General features: G+C 57.1%; 15 protein-coding genes and 1 pseudogene. 6 read left to right on the forward strand and 10 right to left on the reverse strand.

The annotated features are described in order from the left end of the window. Positions 1 to 72: 72 nt before the first annotated feature. Positions 73 to 1,197, reverse strand: a complete 1,125-nt coding sequence (galE, locus tag KSAC_RS00740) for a UDP-glucose 4-epimerase GalE (protein WP_132306000.1) — start codon at positions 1,195 to 1,197, stop codon at positions 73 to 75. A 240-nt stretch (positions 1,198 to 1,437) separates the two neighbouring features. Between galE and KSAC_RS00745 the strand changes: the two genes are divergently transcribed. Then, positions 1,438 to 2,559 (forward strand): acyltransferase family protein, encoded by a 1,122-nt coding sequence (locus KSAC_RS00745; RefSeq protein ID WP_132303586.1) that lies wholly within the window; start codon positions 1,438 to 1,440, stop codon positions 2,557 to 2,559. Here KSAC_RS00745 and KSAC_RS00750 read toward each other — a convergent pair. The 6 genes from KSAC_RS00750 to KSAC_RS00775 all read right to left on the reverse strand — a co-directional run bounded on the left by KSAC_RS00750 (position 2,508) and on the right by KSAC_RS00775 (position 10,705). Then, on the reverse strand, positions 2,508 to 3,374 hold the full coding sequence (locus KSAC_RS00750; RefSeq protein ID WP_132303588.1) for a glycosyltransferase family 2 protein: 867 nt from the start codon (positions 3,372 to 3,374) through the stop codon (positions 2,508 to 2,510). The two genes, KSAC_RS00745 and KSAC_RS00750, sit on opposite strands and share 52 nt — an antisense overlap. 18 nt (positions 3,375 to 3,392) lie before the next feature. After that, positions 3,393 to 5,426 carry a glycosyltransferase gene (locus KSAC_RS00755; protein WP_132303590.1) on the reverse strand — a complete coding sequence of 678 codons (2,034 nt, stop codon included), beginning with the start codon at positions 5,424 to 5,426 and terminating at the stop codon, positions 3,393 to 3,395. A gap of 23 nt (positions 5,427 to 5,449) precedes the next feature. After that, a complete protein-coding gene (locus KSAC_RS00760; RefSeq protein WP_132303592.1) occupies positions 5,450 to 5,836 on the reverse strand; it encodes a hypothetical protein in 387 nt (128 codons plus the stop codon). After that, positions 5,833 to 6,882 carry a glycosyltransferase family 4 protein gene (locus KSAC_RS00765; protein ID WP_207918725.1) on the reverse strand — a complete coding sequence of 350 codons (1,050 nt, stop codon included), beginning with the start codon at positions 6,880 to 6,882 and terminating at the stop codon, positions 5,833 to 5,835. Before KSAC_RS00765 ends, KSAC_RS00760 begins: the two co-directional genes overlap by 4 nt. 60 nt (positions 6,883 to 6,942) lie before the next feature. Further along, complete coding sequence (locus KSAC_RS00770) at positions 6,943 to 9,174, reverse strand: GumC family protein (RefSeq protein WP_132303596.1); 2,232 nt, start codon at positions 9,172 to 9,174, stop codon at positions 6,943 to 6,945. A gap of 73 nt (positions 9,175 to 9,247) precedes the next feature. Then, entirely contained in the window at positions 9,248 to 10,705 is a 1,458-nt protein-coding gene (locus KSAC_RS00775) for an exopolysaccharide biosynthesis polyprenyl glycosylphosphotransferase (RefSeq protein WP_132303598.1), read from the reverse strand. A gap of 391 nt (positions 10,706 to 11,096) precedes the next feature. On the opposite strand from KSAC_RS00775, the gene KSAC_RS00780 reads away from it, so the two are divergent. Both KSAC_RS00780 and KSAC_RS00785 read left to right on the forward strand, forming a co-directional pair. Continuing rightward, complete coding sequence (locus KSAC_RS00780; protein WP_102324056.1) at positions 11,097 to 12,401, forward strand: outer membrane beta-barrel protein; 1,305 nt, start codon at positions 11,097 to 11,099, stop codon at positions 12,399 to 12,401. 176 nt (positions 12,402 to 12,577) lie between these two features. After that, entirely contained in the window at positions 12,578 to 13,057 is a 480-nt protein-coding gene (locus KSAC_RS00785) for a polysaccharide biosynthesis/export family protein (protein ID WP_243705244.1), read from the forward strand. Between the two features lie 7 nt (positions 13,058 to 13,064). On the opposite strand, the gene KSAC_RS17165 is transcribed toward KSAC_RS00785, so the two are convergent. Then, the gene (locus tag KSAC_RS17165) at positions 13,065 to 13,229 is read right to left on the reverse strand and encodes a hypothetical protein (protein WP_165927250.1); all 165 of its coding nucleotides are present in this window, start codon (positions 13,227 to 13,229) and stop codon (positions 13,065 to 13,067) included. A 169-nt stretch (positions 13,230 to 13,398) separates the two neighbouring features. On the opposite strand from KSAC_RS17165, the gene KSAC_RS00790 reads away from it, so the two are divergent. From KSAC_RS00790 to KSAC_RS17780, 3 genes and pseudogenes are all read left to right on the forward strand, one after another. Further along, positions 13,399 to 14,589: a glycosyltransferase gene (locus tag KSAC_RS00790; protein ID WP_132303600.1), complete on the forward strand. Its 1,191-nt coding sequence runs from the start codon at positions 13,399 to 13,401 to the stop codon at positions 14,587 to 14,589. A gap of 317 nt (positions 14,590 to 14,906) precedes the next feature. After that, positions 14,907 to 16,109: a hypothetical protein gene (locus tag KSAC_RS00795; RefSeq protein ID WP_243705245.1), complete on the forward strand. Its 1,203-nt coding sequence runs from the start codon at positions 14,907 to 14,909 to the stop codon at positions 16,107 to 16,109. Positions 16,110 to 16,548: 439 nt separating this feature from the next. Further along, positions 16,549 to 16,650, forward strand: a pseudogene (locus tag KSAC_RS17780) (IS1595 family transposase); the annotation flags it as partial. 203 nt (positions 16,651 to 16,853) lie between these two features. On the opposite strand, the gene KSAC_RS00800 reads toward KSAC_RS17780, so the two are convergent. Then, on the reverse strand, positions 16,854 to 17,234 hold the full coding sequence (locus KSAC_RS00800) for a DMT family transporter (protein ID WP_102324053.1): 381 nt from the start codon (positions 17,232 to 17,234) through the stop codon (positions 16,854 to 16,856). Then, on the reverse strand, positions 17,231 to 18,952 hold the full coding sequence (locus KSAC_RS00805; protein ID WP_132303602.1) for a hypothetical protein: 1,722 nt from the start codon (positions 18,950 to 18,952) through the stop codon (positions 17,231 to 17,233). Before KSAC_RS00805 ends, KSAC_RS00800 begins: the two co-directional genes overlap by 4 nt.

Genomic DNA, 18,952 nt, shown 5'->3' on the forward strand with positions numbered 1-18,952 from the left:
TGTTTTACTGCAAGGGGAAAGAAACAGGCGAATACATCCAGTAATTAAGGGGATGTAGCCGATCCATGGGAATCAGGGTGGGGTGGGCCTGTATGGTGTCTCAATGACCGGGAGAACAGGGAATGGCGAAACGGGAACGGGTGTTTCACAATCCTCCTGACTGTAAACGGGTGAATCATATCCATCCGGATGGGTCAGGCGCCAGCGATAGGCGCTCTCCACAATGTCATCAAGGGATGCGATACGGGGAACCCACCCGGTTTCCCGGCGCAGCCGTTCCGATCCGGCGATCAGGACAGCCGGATCACCCGCGCGCCGTGCATCCCAGCGCCAGTCGACATGCTGGCCGGTGACACGTTCGACAGACCGGATGACATCGAGGTTGGAAAAACCGGTTGTATTGCCAACGTTGTAGGTGACGCTACAGGTCTCGATCTGTTCCAGCGCCGCCAGATGGGCGTTGGCAAGGTCGGTGACATGGATGTAATCGCGTACGCATGTACCGTCCACTGTAGGATAATCGGACCCAAAAATGGCAAGCTGACCCCTTCGACCCAGTGCTGTATCAATCGCCAGCGGAATCAGGTGGGTTTCGGGGCGATGATCTTCTCCCGCACGCCCTGCGGGATCTGATCCGGCGGCATTGAAATAGCGCAGGCAGGCGCTGCGCATGCCGTGGATACGGTCGGCCCAGTGCAGGACGCGTTCGATCAGGAATTTGCTCTCGCCATAAGGCGAACCCGGATTGATGGTGGCACTTTCCATGATTGGCTGCTGTTCCGGCGTGCCAAACAGGGCGGCGGTGGAAGAAAATACGAACCGTCTGATCCCATGCTGCACGCATAGTTCGATAAGGTTCAGGCTGTTCAGGTAATTCTGCCGTAAATATGTAAAGGGGACACGCATGCTGTCGCCCACAAGCGAAAGGGCGGCAAAATGCAGCACGGCATCAAAGCTGTATTTTTCCAGAACGGAGGCCAGCAGGACCCGGTCCGAAAGATCGCCCACGATCAATGGTACATCATGTGGCACGGCAGCGCGATGTCCCGTGCTGAGATTGTCGAATACGACCACGCAATGACCGGCATCGCGCAGCGCGAGTACTACGTGGCTACCGACAAAGCCGGCACCTCCAGTCACCAGGTAATGCACCGTTTTTTTCCTGTCTGTTGAAAGGCGATAGGCACATGCCGCCATCATTTCGACTTGGCTGTTATTTGCGAACGGCGCAGGGTGGGTGGGGTTGCAGATTGCCGGGACGATTGGGGAATTTTAATCCGCGCTACACACTTGTTCTTTTCAGTAAAAAGCAATTTTACGAAAGTATTTTTAGTCCAGTGTAACAAAAATATTTTCCCTGCATGGAAAACCTTTCATCGCTCCGGCCTGTTTCATGCACGGCATCATGGCATACGTGATCCATAAAAGGAGCGGAAGATGGAGGGTCCACGACACCATTATGCGGCCCTGGATGGCGTGCGTGGTTTTGCGGCCCTGTCCGTCATGATCTACCATCTCGGGCACTGGCTGGGTGTGCCCGGCCTTGCTGTCAATAGTGGCCTTGCGGTCGATCTGTTTTTCTGTCTGAGCGGATATGTGCTTTCGCTTTCATACGGACAGCGGATGAAAGGTCCCAAGGCCCTTTCAACGGGACAGTTTTTCTATCGGCGGCTTGTCCGTCTCATGCCTGTGATTATCGTGGCAACAGCTATTGGCGCAATATATGTCATGGCCCGTGGGTACCTGAACGGTGCGCTCATCCCGCATGGGGCGCTGTTTCTGGCAGTCATTCTGGCATTGACAAACCTGCCATACCTTGATGCCCCGCACGCCATTGGTGGTCCGCAGGTTTTTCCGCTGAACGGACCGCAATATTCCCTTTTCCTTGAACTGTTCATCAATCTGTTCTGGTGGCTGACACGGCGCATGGATCAGCGTTACCTTGCGCCTGTCCTGATCGTTCTATGTATCCCGGCCCTTTATATGTACGGGCTTGGGGGGGATATACCCGGTACCTTCTGGATTGGCCTGCCACGGGTGGGGGCATCTTTTTTCATTGGGGTGGCCCTGTACCGTTTCGCGCCGGTGGTCCCCCCATTCCTGACGCGCCCTTATATGTTTGTACTGTGCATGGGAGGGATGGTTTTTCTGTTCTTCTGGCCAGCCGAAATCCCGCGTGGGGTGGTCATGATATGGATCGTTTTATTTTCACCCCTGCTGGTCATATCCGGCGCGCGGGTGCGTCTATCACCCGGTCTTGCGCGGCTTTCCCTGTGGGGTGGGGAAATATCCTATCCGTTATATGCCCTGCATTATCCGGTATTCTGCTGGGTAAACGGACTGTTTCAGGCCATGACGCATAAACGCATGCCGGGGGTGGAGATGCCGCTGATCGGTATTCTGGCGGTGCTGGTGTCGTTTGCCGTGCTCAAGGGGATAGATGAACCGGTACGTGCTTTCCTGTCGCGCAGGCGCGGTCATGACGGCAAACCCATGGTAGGACCGTCCTATCCTGTAACAGGGGCTGCTGTCAGCACGCCCCTACGTACCGAACGATAACCGTTGAGACGGCCCAGAAAGGTCAGGAAATAGTAGCGTGACAGCGGAAATTTTCCCTTGAGCAGATAGACAAGGCTTCCCCCGATGGAGCGGAGGAGGAAGGTGCCTACAGTCCGTATATCCAGATGGTTCCTGCGCATGACATACCCCATCCCGGCCCCGTAGCTGTAGGCACGGGCAATGTTTAGGGTAACCGGCTTATCTGGATGCATGATCTTCAGCATTGGGACATAGAGTCCTGTAAATCCCTTTTTCAGCAGCCGCAGGGCCAGATCCTGTCCTTCCGCTGATCCAAAAGGTGTTCCCGGTCCAACGCTTTCGTCAAATCCCCCTGCGGAAGTAAAAGCAGAACGGCGCATAAAAAAATTGAACTCGATCAGGCATGTCCAGACATTGTGGCTGTCGATGGTGGTTTCATACGGATGCCAGCGTCCGGCCCTGCCTGCCTGTCCTTCCAGCGTTACCACGGAACCGGTAATGAAATCAGGATTGCGGTCACCGTGGAAAAGGTCATCGACCGTTTTCAGCACATTGTCCATATAAACACAGTCATCATCGGGAAAGGTCAGAATATCCCCGATCGCCCTGCTGGCGCCAAGGTTACGGGCATGGTTGCACCGGCGCACCGGACTGCGCAGGTGGGTAATGTTCAGTCTGTCCGTGAAATCGCCCAGAACAGGTAACAGGCGGTCATCACCGTTCTGGTCGACAATGATGACTTCGAATGTGGTTACGGACTGGCGCGTGAGCGATAGAAGAAGTGCGCGTAATTCCTCAACCCGGCCTAGTGTTGGTACAATCAGGGAAAAAAACATGGCAGTGACCTTTACGGGCTACAGGGTCAGGATGTTTTCGGGGCTGATGCGTCCGCGCACGGCATCGCGCAATGCCAGCCAGTTGCCTACGATCCGCCCCCGCCGGTCGATATAGGGTTCAGACCACAGGCTGCGCACGGCGTTCATGGCGATGTTGCGCCCGATACTGCGCAGGGCATGATCGAGTGGAAAGGTTCCCTTGCGCGACAGGTAGAGGGGATTGGCGACCTGGGAATAACCCAGCCGCCTGCCGGGGGTCCGTCCCAGTTTACTGCCCAGATGGACGCCCTTGGCCCCGTTGACACGCACAATCCGGCCCAGTCGCCCCATCTGGCGGGAAAAATCGATATCTTCGTACCATGCGTAAAGCGGCAGTCGCTCATCAAAGCGTAAGCCCGCCTGCCGGATGGTCGACAGGCGATAGGCCATGTTGCACCCATATCCATTCCATGCCGGCTGCAGCGCAGGCAGGGCTGCGGTATTGTTGATGTGCGGGTCAGCCAGCATGGCGCGCGCGGCCTCCACCGTCAGCCCCGGACCTTTCGCACCGTCCGCCAGCACGCGCCCCGTGGTGACCACAATATCGGGGGCGGTGGCGAAAGCCATGGCGCACTGGGCCAGATAGTCGCGGTCCGGCAGAAAATCATCGTCAAAAAACATGACGATATCGGTCTCTGTCACAAGATCCAGAATGACATTGCGCTGATGCGCCAGCCCGCGTGGTGCCTGCATGATAAGGGTCAGGTCAGGGGCGGCCTCCAATCCGGCCACATCCTGGGGCGTAGGGGCACAGATGATGATGTGTTGGGGCGGGTGGCTCTGGGCACGGAGTTCTGCGATGGTTTCACGCAGGACTGTCGGGCGTCCGCTGGTTGCGATCCCAATGGTAATCTTCAGTTCCTGCGCTGCGCGGCTCTTATTGGCTGCAAATGTCGCGCGGATCGGCCCCTGTTGCCCCATCAGTTCGCGTGAAAACGCGACATGGCGCAGCGTATGGGCGTAGGAAGCGGGAAAAGTGCGGATGCGCGCGCGGATATGCGCAAGCATCGCGCGGCACCGTTCCACATCACTGGCCAACGCGGTAATTGCCCGTGCCAGTGCGGCAGGATCGTCAGGCGGGACATATAACACGCAGTGGTCATCAAAGTAGTGGCGAAGGCTTTCCGTATCGGTGGCGATGACAGGCACACCGTATCGGGCGGCGTCCTCAATCACGGCCATATCATCAGGATGCAGGTTTTCAGTCAGGGAGAGGACGAGGATATCCACATGCTCATGGAACGTGGAACCGGCATGGGGAGCGACAGTCCGCCCGGTTGCGGCCGTTCCCGTAATGCGCCGGATCGTACCAACCGCCGCGTTGCACGGCAGTTCGCGCGACAGATGGGCCACCGCGTCCAGCAGGCTGATCCAGTCCCGCTGCGGGTCCGTTCCCAATGACAGGACCCGTAAGGGCTGTCCCACTATGGGGCAGGTGGAGCGCTCTGGTGGCGTTTCCTCGAAAGGTGGCGGAAATCCGACCCATTCCATGCGTTGACCGGGAAAAAGGGTGCGGGCGTATTTCATGTTTTCCGCCGAGACGAACGTCAGCAGGTCCACTCGCGACAGCAGGGAGCGCATGAATAGCCTGCGCCATAGGGGTTCATGGGACCAGCGGTCCATAAGCCAGACGCTCTGGGCAATCAGGGGGGGATGTACTGTCAGGGGCGTGAGACGATAGAGCAGCAATACGGCCAGTGCCTGTGCCTCCGTCAGGGTCCAGACGACATCGGCCGACAGAATGCCACCCCGATTACGCCATGCCTGCATGAAATCAAAACCGGTCAGGGAGCGTATGCCATAGCGGAACAGGCGGGAGAGAACGTTTTCCTCCCCATATTCGGATTGTTCAATAAAAACATCCGGGCCTGCCATATGGTTATGGGGCGGGGTATGGAACCCGTCACCCGCGGGAAGGGCATCCTGTCGCCATGGGGCATGATGGTTACGGACCCCGTATCCGTGGTTGAGCTGAATAAAAATGCGCAAGGGCGTGGATATCTGCGCGGGCATGAACGCATCTCCGTAGCGGAAAATCAGAAAATACCGACTGTAACGATCTGGAAATTCCGGTCCGCCATGCGGGCGATCAGGTCCGCATGCGCTATGGCTGCCCGACGGGGGGAAGGAAAGGCGAAGCAGTAATTCCCCTCCAGCGCATAATGCACGCCGTAACGCATGTTGACGGTGCGTGCGAACCTGCCGCCGTAGGCAAACACCCTCATGCGCGATGCCTGTGGCAGGCGCATGGGATCGCTTATGAACAGCTGGCCGCTATTGCCGTCGGTAATACTGCACCACACTGACTGTGCCGCCTGCTCTTCCTGAGCGCGGGCAGGAGAGGGATGACCCATAAGGATGCCGCCGATGATGCAGGCCATCATCATGGTTACTGTCCATCGGTCGGGATGCAGGGGGATCATGGCGTCGTACCCCGTGCAATATCCAGCAGAGTCCGCGCAGCGCGATCCCATGTATGGCTGGCGGCCCGTGCCCGACCTGCTGCACGCATTTCCTGCGCGATTGCGGGGGCATCGAGTATTTCCGTCACACGGCGGGTAATGGCTTCCGGATCAAGGGGATCGGCATAAAGGGCGGCATCACCACATATTTCGTGCAGCACGGGAATATCGGCGGCAACAACCGGGCAGCCACAACTCATGGCTTCCAGCGGCGGCAGGCCGAAACCTTCATACAGGGATGGAAATACGAAACACGCGGCGGATTCATACAGCGCACGCAGTTCGGGATCGCTGACGCGCCCGACATAAATGGCCGGTTCCGGCAGGTTCCGTGCACCGCTTGCGTTAAATACCGCCGAATTCACGCTGCCGCTGATAACCAGTTCAACACCGCGCAGCGTCAGCATGCGCGCCAGCATACCCAGCCGGGCCAGATTTTTGTGCGGCGCCAGATTGCCTACCGCGAGCACGAAGCCGTTGGGGCGGAGATCATGACGGATAAGGATGGACGGATCGGCTGTAACCCGCGCGATATGGTCTGCACCTTCGCCCATGACCGCGATGCGGCGGGGGGCAATATGCAGATATCTGGATAATTCCGCGCGGGAGAATTCGGATACCGTAACCAGTCTGGCGCGGCTATGGCGCAGCAGGGTATGCAGAAACCGGTACCACAACCGGAATTTCCATGAATAGGAACCGGGCTGGCTGAAAATACCGGCATCATGAATAATCACGACCCGCGCGCCGCCCCACAGGGGGGCGGTATTGCCAAGGTTGAGCAGGATGCCGCCTCGCGCGGCCCATGGCAGTTCAAGCTGTTCCCATATCTGTCCATGCCATCTGCCTGTCGTACGCCGGGGCAGGGCGGGTGCATCGTTTTCGGCAATCGCAGCGGTGGGGGTCAGCATGACCGGGGGCGGTTCCCCATCTTCATGGCTGACGCGGGCCAGCGCGCGGCTGATTTCAATGGCGAAGCGCTGCACGCCGCTTAGTGGCTGGGTCATGAAGCGTCCGTTGATATGGATGACTGGTCTCACCAAAGCGCTCCACCTCTGCCCGACGGTTCAGCCCGGCGGCAGCAATCCGTAGTGATTGTAAATACGGAACGGATGTTTTTCCGCTTCGCCCAAACTGTTCGGCGGGGCCTGTGTCAGCACGGCCCCCAGCGTCCGGGCGTCATAGGTGCGTAACGCCCGCATCGCCTGCACCAGCGTGGATGCGGGGGTACGGCCCCATTTGACCACCATGACCACCCCATCCGTCTGCCGCGACAGGACGGCCGCATCGGGAAAGGCCAGCGCCGGTGGCGTGTCGAGCAGGATCATGTCGTATTGCGAATTGACCTGTGACAGGATCTGCCCCAGTTCCTCGGGCCGTAGCATCGCCCCCCCGCCACGGTGCATCATGCCTTCCGGGGTCAGGATATCGACCCCGGGGAGTACGTCGCGTTCCAGCCCGACCAGAAGCGGGTCCACAGGCATATGGCTGTTATGCAGCACGCTGACGCCCCCCATCACCCGCATGGCGGACGGGTTGCGCAGATCACAGTCGATGACCAGCGCCCGCTGTCCGCATCGGGCCGTATTGGCCGCGAGCGACAGGGCGAAAGTGGTCTTGCCCTCATCCTGTTCGGCGGAGGTGACGAGCACCACCTTGGCGCGGAAACGGCTATGGCCGAAGGACAGGACGCTGCGGATGGATTCCACGGTTTCCAGATAGGCCGAACGTTCCCGGCTGACATACTGGCGGCGCAGCGGACCGGCGAAGGTGGGTACCAGCCCCAGCGCGAACAGTCCGGGAATGGCATCGAGTTCCGCCGTGCTGCGTACTCCCTTGTGCATCTTGTCGATAACAAGGGCGGAGCCCGCGCCAATCAGCAGGGAAAACAGCACTGCGATGGCCATATACTGCTTGCGCGGCGGCCCATATGGGCTGAGCGGGGTCTCCGCACGTGAAATCAGGTCCGCTTCGGCAACCTGCAGCTCCGCCTGGGTGGATGTCTGGGCAAAGCGGCCAAGATAGTCCTGATAGACGGTACGGGCGGCTGTGGCCTCGCTCTGTAACTGGCGCAGGGTCACATCCGCCTCGTTTTCGGCTGTGACCTGACCTTGCAGCCTGTCGACCGTGGCGGTCAGCGCCGCGACCTGCGCTTCGGAACTGGCCAGTTCCTTCGCGGCGGAACTGGCGATGCGGTTGACTTCGGCCGCGATGTGGCGGCGGACCTGTGCAGCGGCGGCGCGTGCGGCCTGAAGGTCGGGATTGCCGTCCATGAAAGTCTGGCTCAGGCTGGCGGCGCGGCTGCTGAGCTGGGCTTCCTGTGCCTGCAACTGCTGGATCAGGGGGGAGGAGACGGCATCGGGAATGCTGTCCACACTGCCATTGCGGATGGCATTACGGACCTCGGCATAGCGGGCGCGGCGTGATTCCAGATCGGCACGCGCGGTGATGAGCTGATGGTTCATCTGCGTCAACTGCTGGTCGGTTACCGTCGTGCCGCCATTATCGTTGTTATTGGCATTGGCGCCCGGCGCACGTTCCAGTTCGGCGGCGATCAGGCCGTTTTTCTCCCGAAAGGCCTGAACGGCCTGCTCGGCCTTGCGCAGGCGCTCACGCAGGGGGACAATCTGTTCATCCAGCATGGCGTTGGCCTGCCATGTGGCGGCTATTTTCATATGCCGTTTGAAGTCGAGATAGACATCGGCATAGGCATTGGCGATCCGCGCGCTGGTCTGCGCGTTGCCCGTGCTGGCGGTAACGGTGATGACATAGGAACGGCCATCGTTCAGGATCGTAACCCAGCGGTCCAGCAGGATGCTGGTCGCCTGCACACGTTCATCATGCGTCATGGGCACCGGTGGCGGACGGGTTACGAAAAGACCCGTTACAAGATCCATGATGCGTTTGGTAATGGGCGTGGAATCTAGTGCCTCCCGCACTTCGGGGTCATTGAGCAGATCGAGCTTCTGCACCACGGCGCGCGCTATGGCCGGGCTGCGCAGGATGCTGACTTCGCTGTTGACCGCCACGGTATCGACCTCGGGCGAGGCTACGGTGGCCTGAAGGTCGCGGAATGGCGCCTGTCGCGTGCCGACAATCAGGATCGAGGCCGCGTTGTAATAAGGTTTGAGGGAAAAGATACCCACCCCTGCCGGAACGGCGACAGCCAGCGTCACGATGGCAATGGCAAGACGGTGCCGGTTCATGACGCTGAAGGCATGCAAGGGTGAAATCTGTTGTATCGCCTCCGGTTCCGGCGAGGAGCCGTTGTAGGATGACGGTATCTGGAGTGTATTCATCGCTTGCGTCCTCTCGGAAAGGGAGGGGCGGATACCGGCACCGTGCCGTGGGCTGGCAGGTGCCGCTATTCCTTTATCTGGCACCTTTTTGCGCCAGAACAGCCGGGATGGTTTTCACCAGGATCACCACATCGTGCCAAAGGCTCCAGTTGCGGACGTACCAGTTATCAAGCTGGACACGGCGGGTATAGGACGTGTCGCTACGGCCACTGACCTGCCACAGACCGGTAATGCCGGGGCGTGTGGCGGTGTAATATGCCATGTCCTTGCCGTAATGGACTTCTTCGGCCCCTACGATCGGGCGTGGTCCCACCAGGCTCATCTCCAGGCGTAATACGTTCAGGATCTGCGGAAGTTCATCCAGACTGGTCTTTCGCAGCAGTCGTCCGACAGATGTAATCCGTGGATCGTCGGTCAGCTTGCGTGTCGCCTCCCATTCCGCCGCTGCCTGCGGGTCACGGCTCAGCAGATCGGCAAGGATGGCATCGGCGTTGACCGCCATGGTACGGAATTTCAGGCACCGGAAGGAACGCCCGTTGCGCCCAATACGGGTATGTCCGAATATGGCCGGGCCACCATCCAGCCGGACCAGCATGTAAACCCCGATCAGAACCGGCAGGACGGCCAGCAGCACAAGGGAGGCCACGAACAGGTCCAGCGCCACCTTTCCCGCGCGATGCAGCGGGCTGTCCAGATTGTTGCGGAATGTCATCATCATGCCGTCATGACTGAAATAGGACCGGCAGCCGTAATCCAGCGGCAGTCCCCCCAGCGCGGGCATCAGGGAAAAGGGCAGGCGTGTGCGGGTAATATGTTCAACCACGGCCTGTCCGTTCTGATCGTGCACATCCATGACCAGAAGCAGCCGCACGGCACCATGCCGGGCCAGCAGCATGCGATGCAGATGGCCGCCGGACATGCCCAGCAGGCGCGAGGACGATACGCACCCGACAGAACGCAGGCCGGGGAACCGTTCGCTGGAAAAAATTTCTATGGCGCGGGCGCAGGCTTCGGGTTCACCCGCCACAAGAACGGGAATGCGCCATAACCCCAGCCAGTGAAGCGGCCTTTTTACGACCTGTCGCAGTATGAGGTCCGCCACAGGAAAGACAATGAAAGGCAGCGCGGCCACGAATATCGGCATGATGGACCATAACAGGGCCATGGCAGTGCATGCCGCCATAAGGGCCGCACCGACAATTTGCGCCGATTCCTGCCAGAATGGCAGCCGGTCAGTGTAGTGGCGCTGATATGCGAAGTAACCAAGCATAATGAAAAACAGGGGGCAGAAAATGAAGAATCCATCATCGACGTAATAAATGTTCTTTGAAAAAAACATTTCCTGCGCGATCAGCGATACGGCAAAGGCGGCGCAATCCGCAGCAATCAGTGTGGTCGCGCATGCAAGATGGATATGCCGCAGCCGCGTGCCGGGCAGGGCAATATCCGGGATATCGCGCGACGGATCGCCATCGAGACTGAATGCCGTAGCACCGGACCCTATCGCCGCGGGGGAAACATGAGCATCCATGATGTACTCCGCATAAATACAGAACATGTAGAGCCAGAATATTTGATGCTTTTATTTTTGGTTTTTCTGGTTCAGCCATGTCAGGTGGAGTTGGGTCACGATTGCCCGTCTGGCCGTACCACGCCCTATACGTGGCAGCGGGGATCCAAGTTTCATGGAAACGTTAAAAAAGAATATTTCTCTAATGACACAAATGTGACGACCGTCACGGCCCGGAAACATGCGAATGATACCGAGGCTGGAAGTTTTTTGTCTTCATGGGAGACTGGATGCGTAGCATGTTATCTGTGTATAAATGAAATAGTGTACCGGCGGGGATCATTTGAAGGTTGGCCGCTTTTTTCGTCTGTCCTGTAATGAAAGATCAATAGGGTATCTGGTGCGCAAAATAATGGTCCTCCGGCTGAGCCTGACTGCTACCGCCCCTTTTCTGCTGGCCGATAGCGCATTTGCTCAGGTCATCGACAACTATTTCCCCGCCATCGGAGCAGAGGCAGGCGAACTGGCGCGTGAACCCGCGCAGGTGCAGGCGCGGGCGGCCTACGCCCCGCTGGGCAAGCGCTATGGCCCCCTGCGTATCGACGCGGATGGCAGCGAATCAGAAGGTTACGACAGCAACGTTGACTGCATCGTGGGTGGCCGCAGCAGCGCGGTCGTATCGACGCAGGGGCACCTGGCGGCGGTATCGCGATGGGGACAGCACGATCAGGTCCATGGCAATATTAGCGTCAACGACATCCGCTATCCTTCCCGCACGATCCAGAACCGTACGAACTGGAATGCCGAACTGGGTGGGGTCCACAATTTCGCCCATGATTCGATCGGGCTGACCTATACGCATCTTTCCCTTGTCCAGATGCCAACGGATCTGGGTGCGCTGATCCTTGATCGCCCCGTACCGTATCATGTGGATGACGTAAGGCTGAGTTATACCGCGACCACGCGCGGACGGCTGAGCTTTATCCCGCAGGGGGAAATCCAGCGATACAGTTTTGGTTATACGCCACCGACTGAGCAGACGCCCAATCAGAATTATCGTGACCGCGTACTGATTAGCGAAGGGGTTACCGCGCAATATGAAATGCGGCAGGACAGTCATATCCTGCTGGTGTTGCAGGGAACGGAAATCCGTTACCAGAACAAGCTGGAAAACGCACCTTCCCGCGATTCCAATGGTGCTTCCGTCATGGCCGGTTATGACTTCGGGCTGCGCGGTCCCATCCGTTTCCGCGCGCTGGTCGGGTACCAGACCCGGCGTTACAAGGGGAACGGATACGGCACGATCAATTCCCCCATGGCGGAAGGGCAACTGACATGGTCGCCTACGCGCCTGACCATTGTCACCGCCAGCGTCCGGCACGGGATCGAGGACAGTGCGTTTGAAAACGTGGTCGGATATACTTTTACCGGCGCGCGTATCGGCGTAACACACACCTATCAGCGCAATATAGTTTTTTCTGCATATGCACAGATACAGAAAGCGAACTATCCGGCCGCTCCCGCTTTTCTACAGAACACAGTTCTTTATCAGGAACGTAATAACCAGACATTATACGGGGTGGGAGCCAGTGCTGAATGGCTCATCAACCGGCATATGCGCCTGACGGCCAATTATGATTTTACCAGCCAGAACACGGTAGGAACCGGACCTTTCCCGATTCATAACTTTCTGGTGGGATTTCATGTAGCACTTTAAAGCCATGCACCGTTGATGCCGGGTCTGCGTTACTGGACAGAGATTATGACAGGAGCATACGACGCATGCCGACGACCTGTTCCAGAACCCGCCGGGCAGCCAACTGGTTGCCTGCCTTTACGGGCGTGATAGGGGGGCTGCTTGCAGGCTGCTCCCCGGGTTGGGATCTCCATCATATGCCCCCTTATGATCCCGGGCAGTACCGTCTTGGCGTTGATGATGAAATTCGTGTCATGACGTATGAACAGGACCAGTTCACTTCAGATTTCCGGGTAGACAGCAGCGGCAAGGTCGCTTTCCCCGTCGCGGGCAGTCTTCAGGCGGAAGGGCTTACGACCGACGAATTCGCAGCGGAAGTGACCAAGGCCCTGCAATCGGCGCGGATGCTGCGGGACCCCAATATTTCCGTCGAGGTTACAGCCTACCGTCTTGTCGCCGTACTGGGTGAAGTGGCAAAGCCGGGACAATACCCGTACCAGCCGGGCATGACGTTACTGACGGCGATTGCCGCTGGTGGTGGCTTTACCTATCGCGCGCTGGAAACAAGGGCCTATGTCGCCCGGCAGGAGAATGGCCATACGGTCGTGGGGTATCTCAAGCCTTATGATTATGTAAAGCCGGGCGACGTTATCAAGATTTACGAACGGCATTTCTAGAACGCGTCTATCGGATCAGGAAGAACGCTGCGATAACGGCGGCCCATATCACCAGTCCGGTCAGGACGCCGATCACAACGCCCCGTGCCGGGCGCAGGCGATCGGGGGGCGTGGGACGTGACTTTGCAACAGGGGAAACTGTGGACGGTTTGTGACGGGATTCCAGAGTCAAAGATGATCTCCTGCACAGGGTTCACCGATTCAGGTGTGCGTTCTGCCACTACTGAAATGCTGATGCCTGAAGATATGGATAACGTCCAGTCCCTTGACCTGTAAATGAAACATATGGGTTCACGCGCGGTGGGGACGGGTCGCCGCACAGCGAACCAGAGGGGTCGACCATGAATGTTGTCCATCCGCCACGTCCTGCGCATCAGGCGATGCGTGTCGCCATTGTTCATGAATGGCTGGAACATTATGCTGGGTCGGAGCGTGTGATCGAGCAGCTACTCATCATGTACCCGCAGGCTGAGATTTTTGCCATTGTTGACTTCATGCCACAGGCCGAACGCAGCATGCTGGGCGGGCGGCCCGTGCATACGACTTTCATCCAGAAACTGCCCTTTGCCCGACGCTGCTTCCGCTATTATCTGGGGCTTATGCCTGTTGCGATCGAACAGCTGGATCTGTCCGGCTTCGATCTTGTGATTTCCAGTAACCATGCGGTTGCGAAAGGCATCATCACTGGTCCCGATCAGGTCCATGTGTGTTACGTACATTCCCCCATGCGGTATGCTTGGGACATGCAGGCCGCCTATCTGCGGCAGGGGGGGATTGAACGGGGCCTGCGCGGGTTATATGCGCGCTGGCTGCTGCACCGCCTGCGTAACTGGGATGTACGTTCGGCCGCCGGTGTGGATGTGTTTGTAGCCAATTCCAGTTATATCGCCCGCAGGATCAGAAAGGTCTATCGCCGGAACGCAACGGTGGTCTTTCCGCCGGTGGATGTTGACCGTTTTGAAATGTCTACAGCCCCCCGGCAGGACTACGTGGTGGTATCGCGTTTGGTGCCCTACAAGCGGATCGATCTGGTGGTGGAAGCATTTCGCCGCATGCCGGAACGGGTGCTGCATGTAGCGGGTGACGGACCGGAACGCGAACGGATTGCGGCACTGGCTGATAACGCGCCCAATATCATTCTCCATGGCCGTGTGAGTGATGTGGAAGTGCTGCGTATGATGCGTCAGGCACGGGCTTTTGTGTTCGCTGCGGAGGAGGATTTCGGCATCGCGATGGTGGAAGCGCAGGCCTGTGGCACGCCGCTGATTGTATTCGGTCGGGGCGGGGCCTGCGATATCGTGCGCGATATGGGCGATGCCGGGGGGGCAACCGGCGTGTTTTTTGATGAACAGGGCGCGGATGCCATCATCACCGCGGTAGAGCGGTTTGAAAGCATACAGGACCGCATCACGCCACAGGCCTGTCACGCCAATGCACAGCGGTTTTCACAGAGTGCTTTTCGTCAGTCCATGTCCCGCGTTGTAGAACAGGCGCTGCATGAAATGCGCCCCGGCACAATAGAGGCCACATAGCACAATACAGGGGAAAATAACCCAATCACACGGGATGACGCATAATGACAGTTCCTATGTTTGGGATCGTTCTGTTCCCCATCTGCCTCCTGTTCTGGGCACGTCCTTTCCTGATGCTTCAGCTTCTGCTGCTTGTAGGGATATTTCCGGCGGCGGCCGCCCTCGTGCTCGGTGGTCTGGGGGTGCAGCCTACCATGGTGCCCGCACTGGCGTTCATGAGCTTTGTGCTGCTGCAATGGATACTGGGCGTGCATTATCCCGGCGACAGGACTGTCATGAGCCTGTGTTTTCCATTCATTCTGGTTGTGACATGGACGTTGCTGGCATCGCTGATCATGCCGCGACTGTTCATGAATCAGGTCATGGTCTGGCCACAGAAAACCGATGCCGTGGGCGGGCGTGTATTGCTGGGGCCCAGTTTTGGCAATATTTCACAGGATATGTATCTGGTTATCAATGCCACATTCCTGGTATTGGCCGCCCGTTTCCTCACCCGCAGCGATATACGGATTGACCGGTTGTATCGGACTTTCCTTCTATCGGGATGGTGTGTGGTGGCTATCTGCATATGGCAGTTTGCCCATCGGGTTGCTGGCGTTCCGTTTGCCGATAAATTCTTTTATTCTAATCCGGGTTGGGCTGTCCTTGATACACAGATGGCGGGTCCGGTGCCGCGTATCAATGCTTCATTTTCGGAGCCGGCAGCCTGTGCTTCCTTTTTGAGCGAGATCCTGTTTTCGTGCGTATGGATTGTGTTGCAGGGGTATTCAATTGCATTCGCCAGATGGCTGATTCCTGCGTCGGCACTGGCTTTGGCCTGTACCACATCTACTACCGGATTTATTACCGTGGGAGCGGAAATATGTCTTTTACCTGTCGCAGCCATTGCAACGGGTGCGCATAAAGTACTGGGAAATATCACACGACTCATGCTGCTGGGTGCTGCTATTTCCGGTTGCGCCATTCTGGTGGTGGTCACCGTTGCTCCGCAGGTCGTTCCTGCGGCCAAATTTGTGTATCAATCCACGACAGATAAGAAAGACAGCCAGTCCTATCAGGATCGGTCACAGGTTGATCATGATTCCATGTCGCTGGTTGGGGAAACTTATGGACTTGGGGTGGGGTGGGGCAGTAACCGTGCGTCCAGCCTGTTGCCGGGCCTGCTATCAACCATCGGTCTTGTTGGCGTAATTGGCCTGCTGGTATTTGACTGGAAACTGCTGCGCGCGGCCATGCAGGCACGTCAGTCCACGCCACCGGGGCCAGAACGACTGGTAATCGAGGGAGTAATCCCTGCCATAGTCGGGCGTCTGATCGCTGCCTGTCTTTCCGCCCCTACAGTAGGTTTTCTTGATTTCTACCTGCTTGTTGCCATGCTGATTGCAGCCATCGCGCGGGTCGGACTGTTAAGGACTGCCGCAGCGCCTCAGCCACAACAGCTTATGCTATCGAATATCTATGCGACGGCATCAGAACACTATGCCATGGCGGAACGGAATAACCGACAGATCTCCGCATAAAGAGGGGTTTATTAATATTTATAATATATTTCGTTTTTTAGTAATATATTAAAAATAAAGATATATTTTTCGTATGAGGATGCGGATATTATTAATAACGGATGATCTGGTATAGGTAAACCATAGAACCTGATATGTTATATGAAAGCATACAGTAACAGAGGTTTGGTCCCGGAAACGGCTTCTGGTTCGCTCCGTTGCGGGCGTACCCGTGTGTAATGTGCCGGGGAGTGTCGGCGTCAAAGTCAATGAAAGCTGTATCGGTGGATATCGCAAGGGCAGAAGGGGCTGGGGCGCTGCAGGAAAGTCGCAGTCTGGGACTGCTCAAGCGCGGCGGTCGCATTCATGCGATGATGGTCCCTGACGCCGGAAGCGCATTCGAAAGGAAATACATTCGGGCTCAATGCTTTATTCAGATTTAAGGCAGCCTTGCAGGCGACTGGGCAACTCCGAGTTTCGCCACGTAAGGATCAACCACGCCCACCGATTCAGCGAGGGCTTAAACCATATCTATGGCATCGAAAACTTCTGGAGCCACGCCACGTGATATCTGCGGTAGTACAATGGAATTCCTCGGCCGGATTTCTGTCTCTTCCTTGCCGGATATGAATGATTCTTCCATCACTGCTCGCGTAGGGAATGCCTGCAAACCATCGCTCCATGGGCTAACATTCCCCCGTGGGCGTAATGATTGGGAATAAGCCAGTTTATTTTAAACAGCTTCTGAAAACTTTTTTGTTGGGCCTAACGGGCACGTGCCATCAAGATGACGCCAGAGACGATCACGACCAGCCCGATAATTCGCATGGGGTGTATCTGTTCGCCCAGAAAGACAATACCCGCAACAACGGTCAGGACAATCCCCAGCGCCACGCAGGGATAGGCCTGAGACACGTCGATCCGGGCCAGAACCAGTAGCCATACGACAGCACTAAGCCCGAAGGCGATAAGACCCGCGACCACTGAAGGATTAAGTGCGATTGCCCAGATGATATGCCGCACATCTTCCCGCCCACTAAGGGCATTTTGCACGCGGGGTGCGGACATACCCGTTTTGAGCAGGATCTGCGCGGATGAGGAAAGTAATACACTGACCATAACAAGTACCACTGTCCCGAACTTCATGTTTCTGTTCCTTTGAATGTCCTGAATACACACAGGCGACCAAATCGTGCTATCGCATGCTCCGGATCGGTCGAAGCACAACGGTCAACGACATAGGCTATTCCATGCTGTGCCGCATAATATGAGCGCTCGGACAGGTTCCTCAGGTGAGTGACGTCCTGCAACCTGTCATGCCATGTATGGTAATAGGAGGGCGCCCACATGACGGCTGAACCATCAGCCCGCAATATCCATGCCTGACGGTGTGAAAAGTAGTTGAATACAACTGCACCCTGAAACAGTTGTTCCTGCTCCATATCGGTTGTGAAGCCGGTCCGGGTTCCCCTTGATGTGCCGGGGGGAAGCAGAAAGATCGCCTGGGCAGGGGTCTGCGTCCGCGCCCACATGGCGAGGTCCTGCCATTCATCGCGTTGCTGGATGATCTGGCGTTCAGCGGCATAGGTGTGAACCGTATGTATTGTGATAAAAAAGACAACAGGAAGCAGTAATACTATCGTTACGAAATAACGTCGTCGGAACGCGAGATCAGGTCTTGCCCGTCGCATCAGCAATAGCAGGATAATTAAGGGCAACATCCTGTCTGTCGTGCAACTGCACAGGATCAGGGCCGGTGCCCAGACATGGCGGTCTGTTTCATTTCGTGAGAATAGCCACCGGGTAGCAAGCCCTGCGATTGCCATGGCCGTCAGAAGATGCACTGTAGTACCGGAACGCAGCAGATGCAGGTTCAGCAGCAACCGTGCATGTGTGAGATAGGGCAGCACGACACCGATAATCCACACCGTAGCCGCACCCGATAACGCGACCGCAAGCAAGGCCCCACTTGCCGATAACGCCATTGCTCCCGCCGCGCCACAGCACAGGATGACAAGAAAAGACCATGTTTCCTGTGACGGTATTGTCCATATCAGGAAATGATAGGGAAAAAACTCTTCCAGGAAAGTAATGTAGTCAAACGGCGGAATTGAAATATTATAAGGATTTGCCAGAATGTTACGCAAGACAGGAATAGCCAGCAGCGTAAAGACGGCAAGCCCGATCGCCGCATGGGCAAAAAGGGGACGTATACGCCATTTCCCTTCGCGCCATTGAAACCATAGAATGAATGCGAGAGGCACAGCCGTCCATACGGCAATGAAGGCATTGATAAAAAACGTAATCCCATTCATGGCGAAGGCGGCGGCTAAGCGCCGTCGTACCATCCACGCAAGGGAAAGTAGCGTTGTTCCGTTAGCCAGTTCCGATTGCGTGAAATAATCGATCAGCAGACCGCCGTCACCCGCTTTCGAATATCCCCGTAGTATGGACGAAAGTGACACCAGTATGACAAATACGAACTGTGCACGAATATCCGCTACCCCAACCAGTCGCGCCCAGACCACCAATCCGCTGAATAATACGATCCGCGAGACAATCTGGCACAGGAACAGAACTGTATAGACATCCTGCTCCGGCACATGGCCAGCAAGCAACATCCAGAACCCGGACGCATAAAAACGCAGGCTCTGGATAAACATGTCATTTGCGAATTGAGGTTCATCGTACAGCCGGGCCAGAACGGGCAGGTGATAGAGATTGTTTTCCTGCCCCCCCGCATAGCCCGATACGCCAATGGAAAATAAGGCGCCGAATACAACCAGTGCCGCATGCACGCACCAGTCTGGAATACGATGCACAAATGTCTGCGCCATTGCTGGCTGCGCGATGGATGATGCCAT

The organism is Komagataeibacter saccharivorans (assembly GCF_004348195.1).
GTDB lineage: Bacteria > Pseudomonadota > Alphaproteobacteria > Acetobacterales > Acetobacteraceae > Komagataeibacter > Komagataeibacter saccharivorans.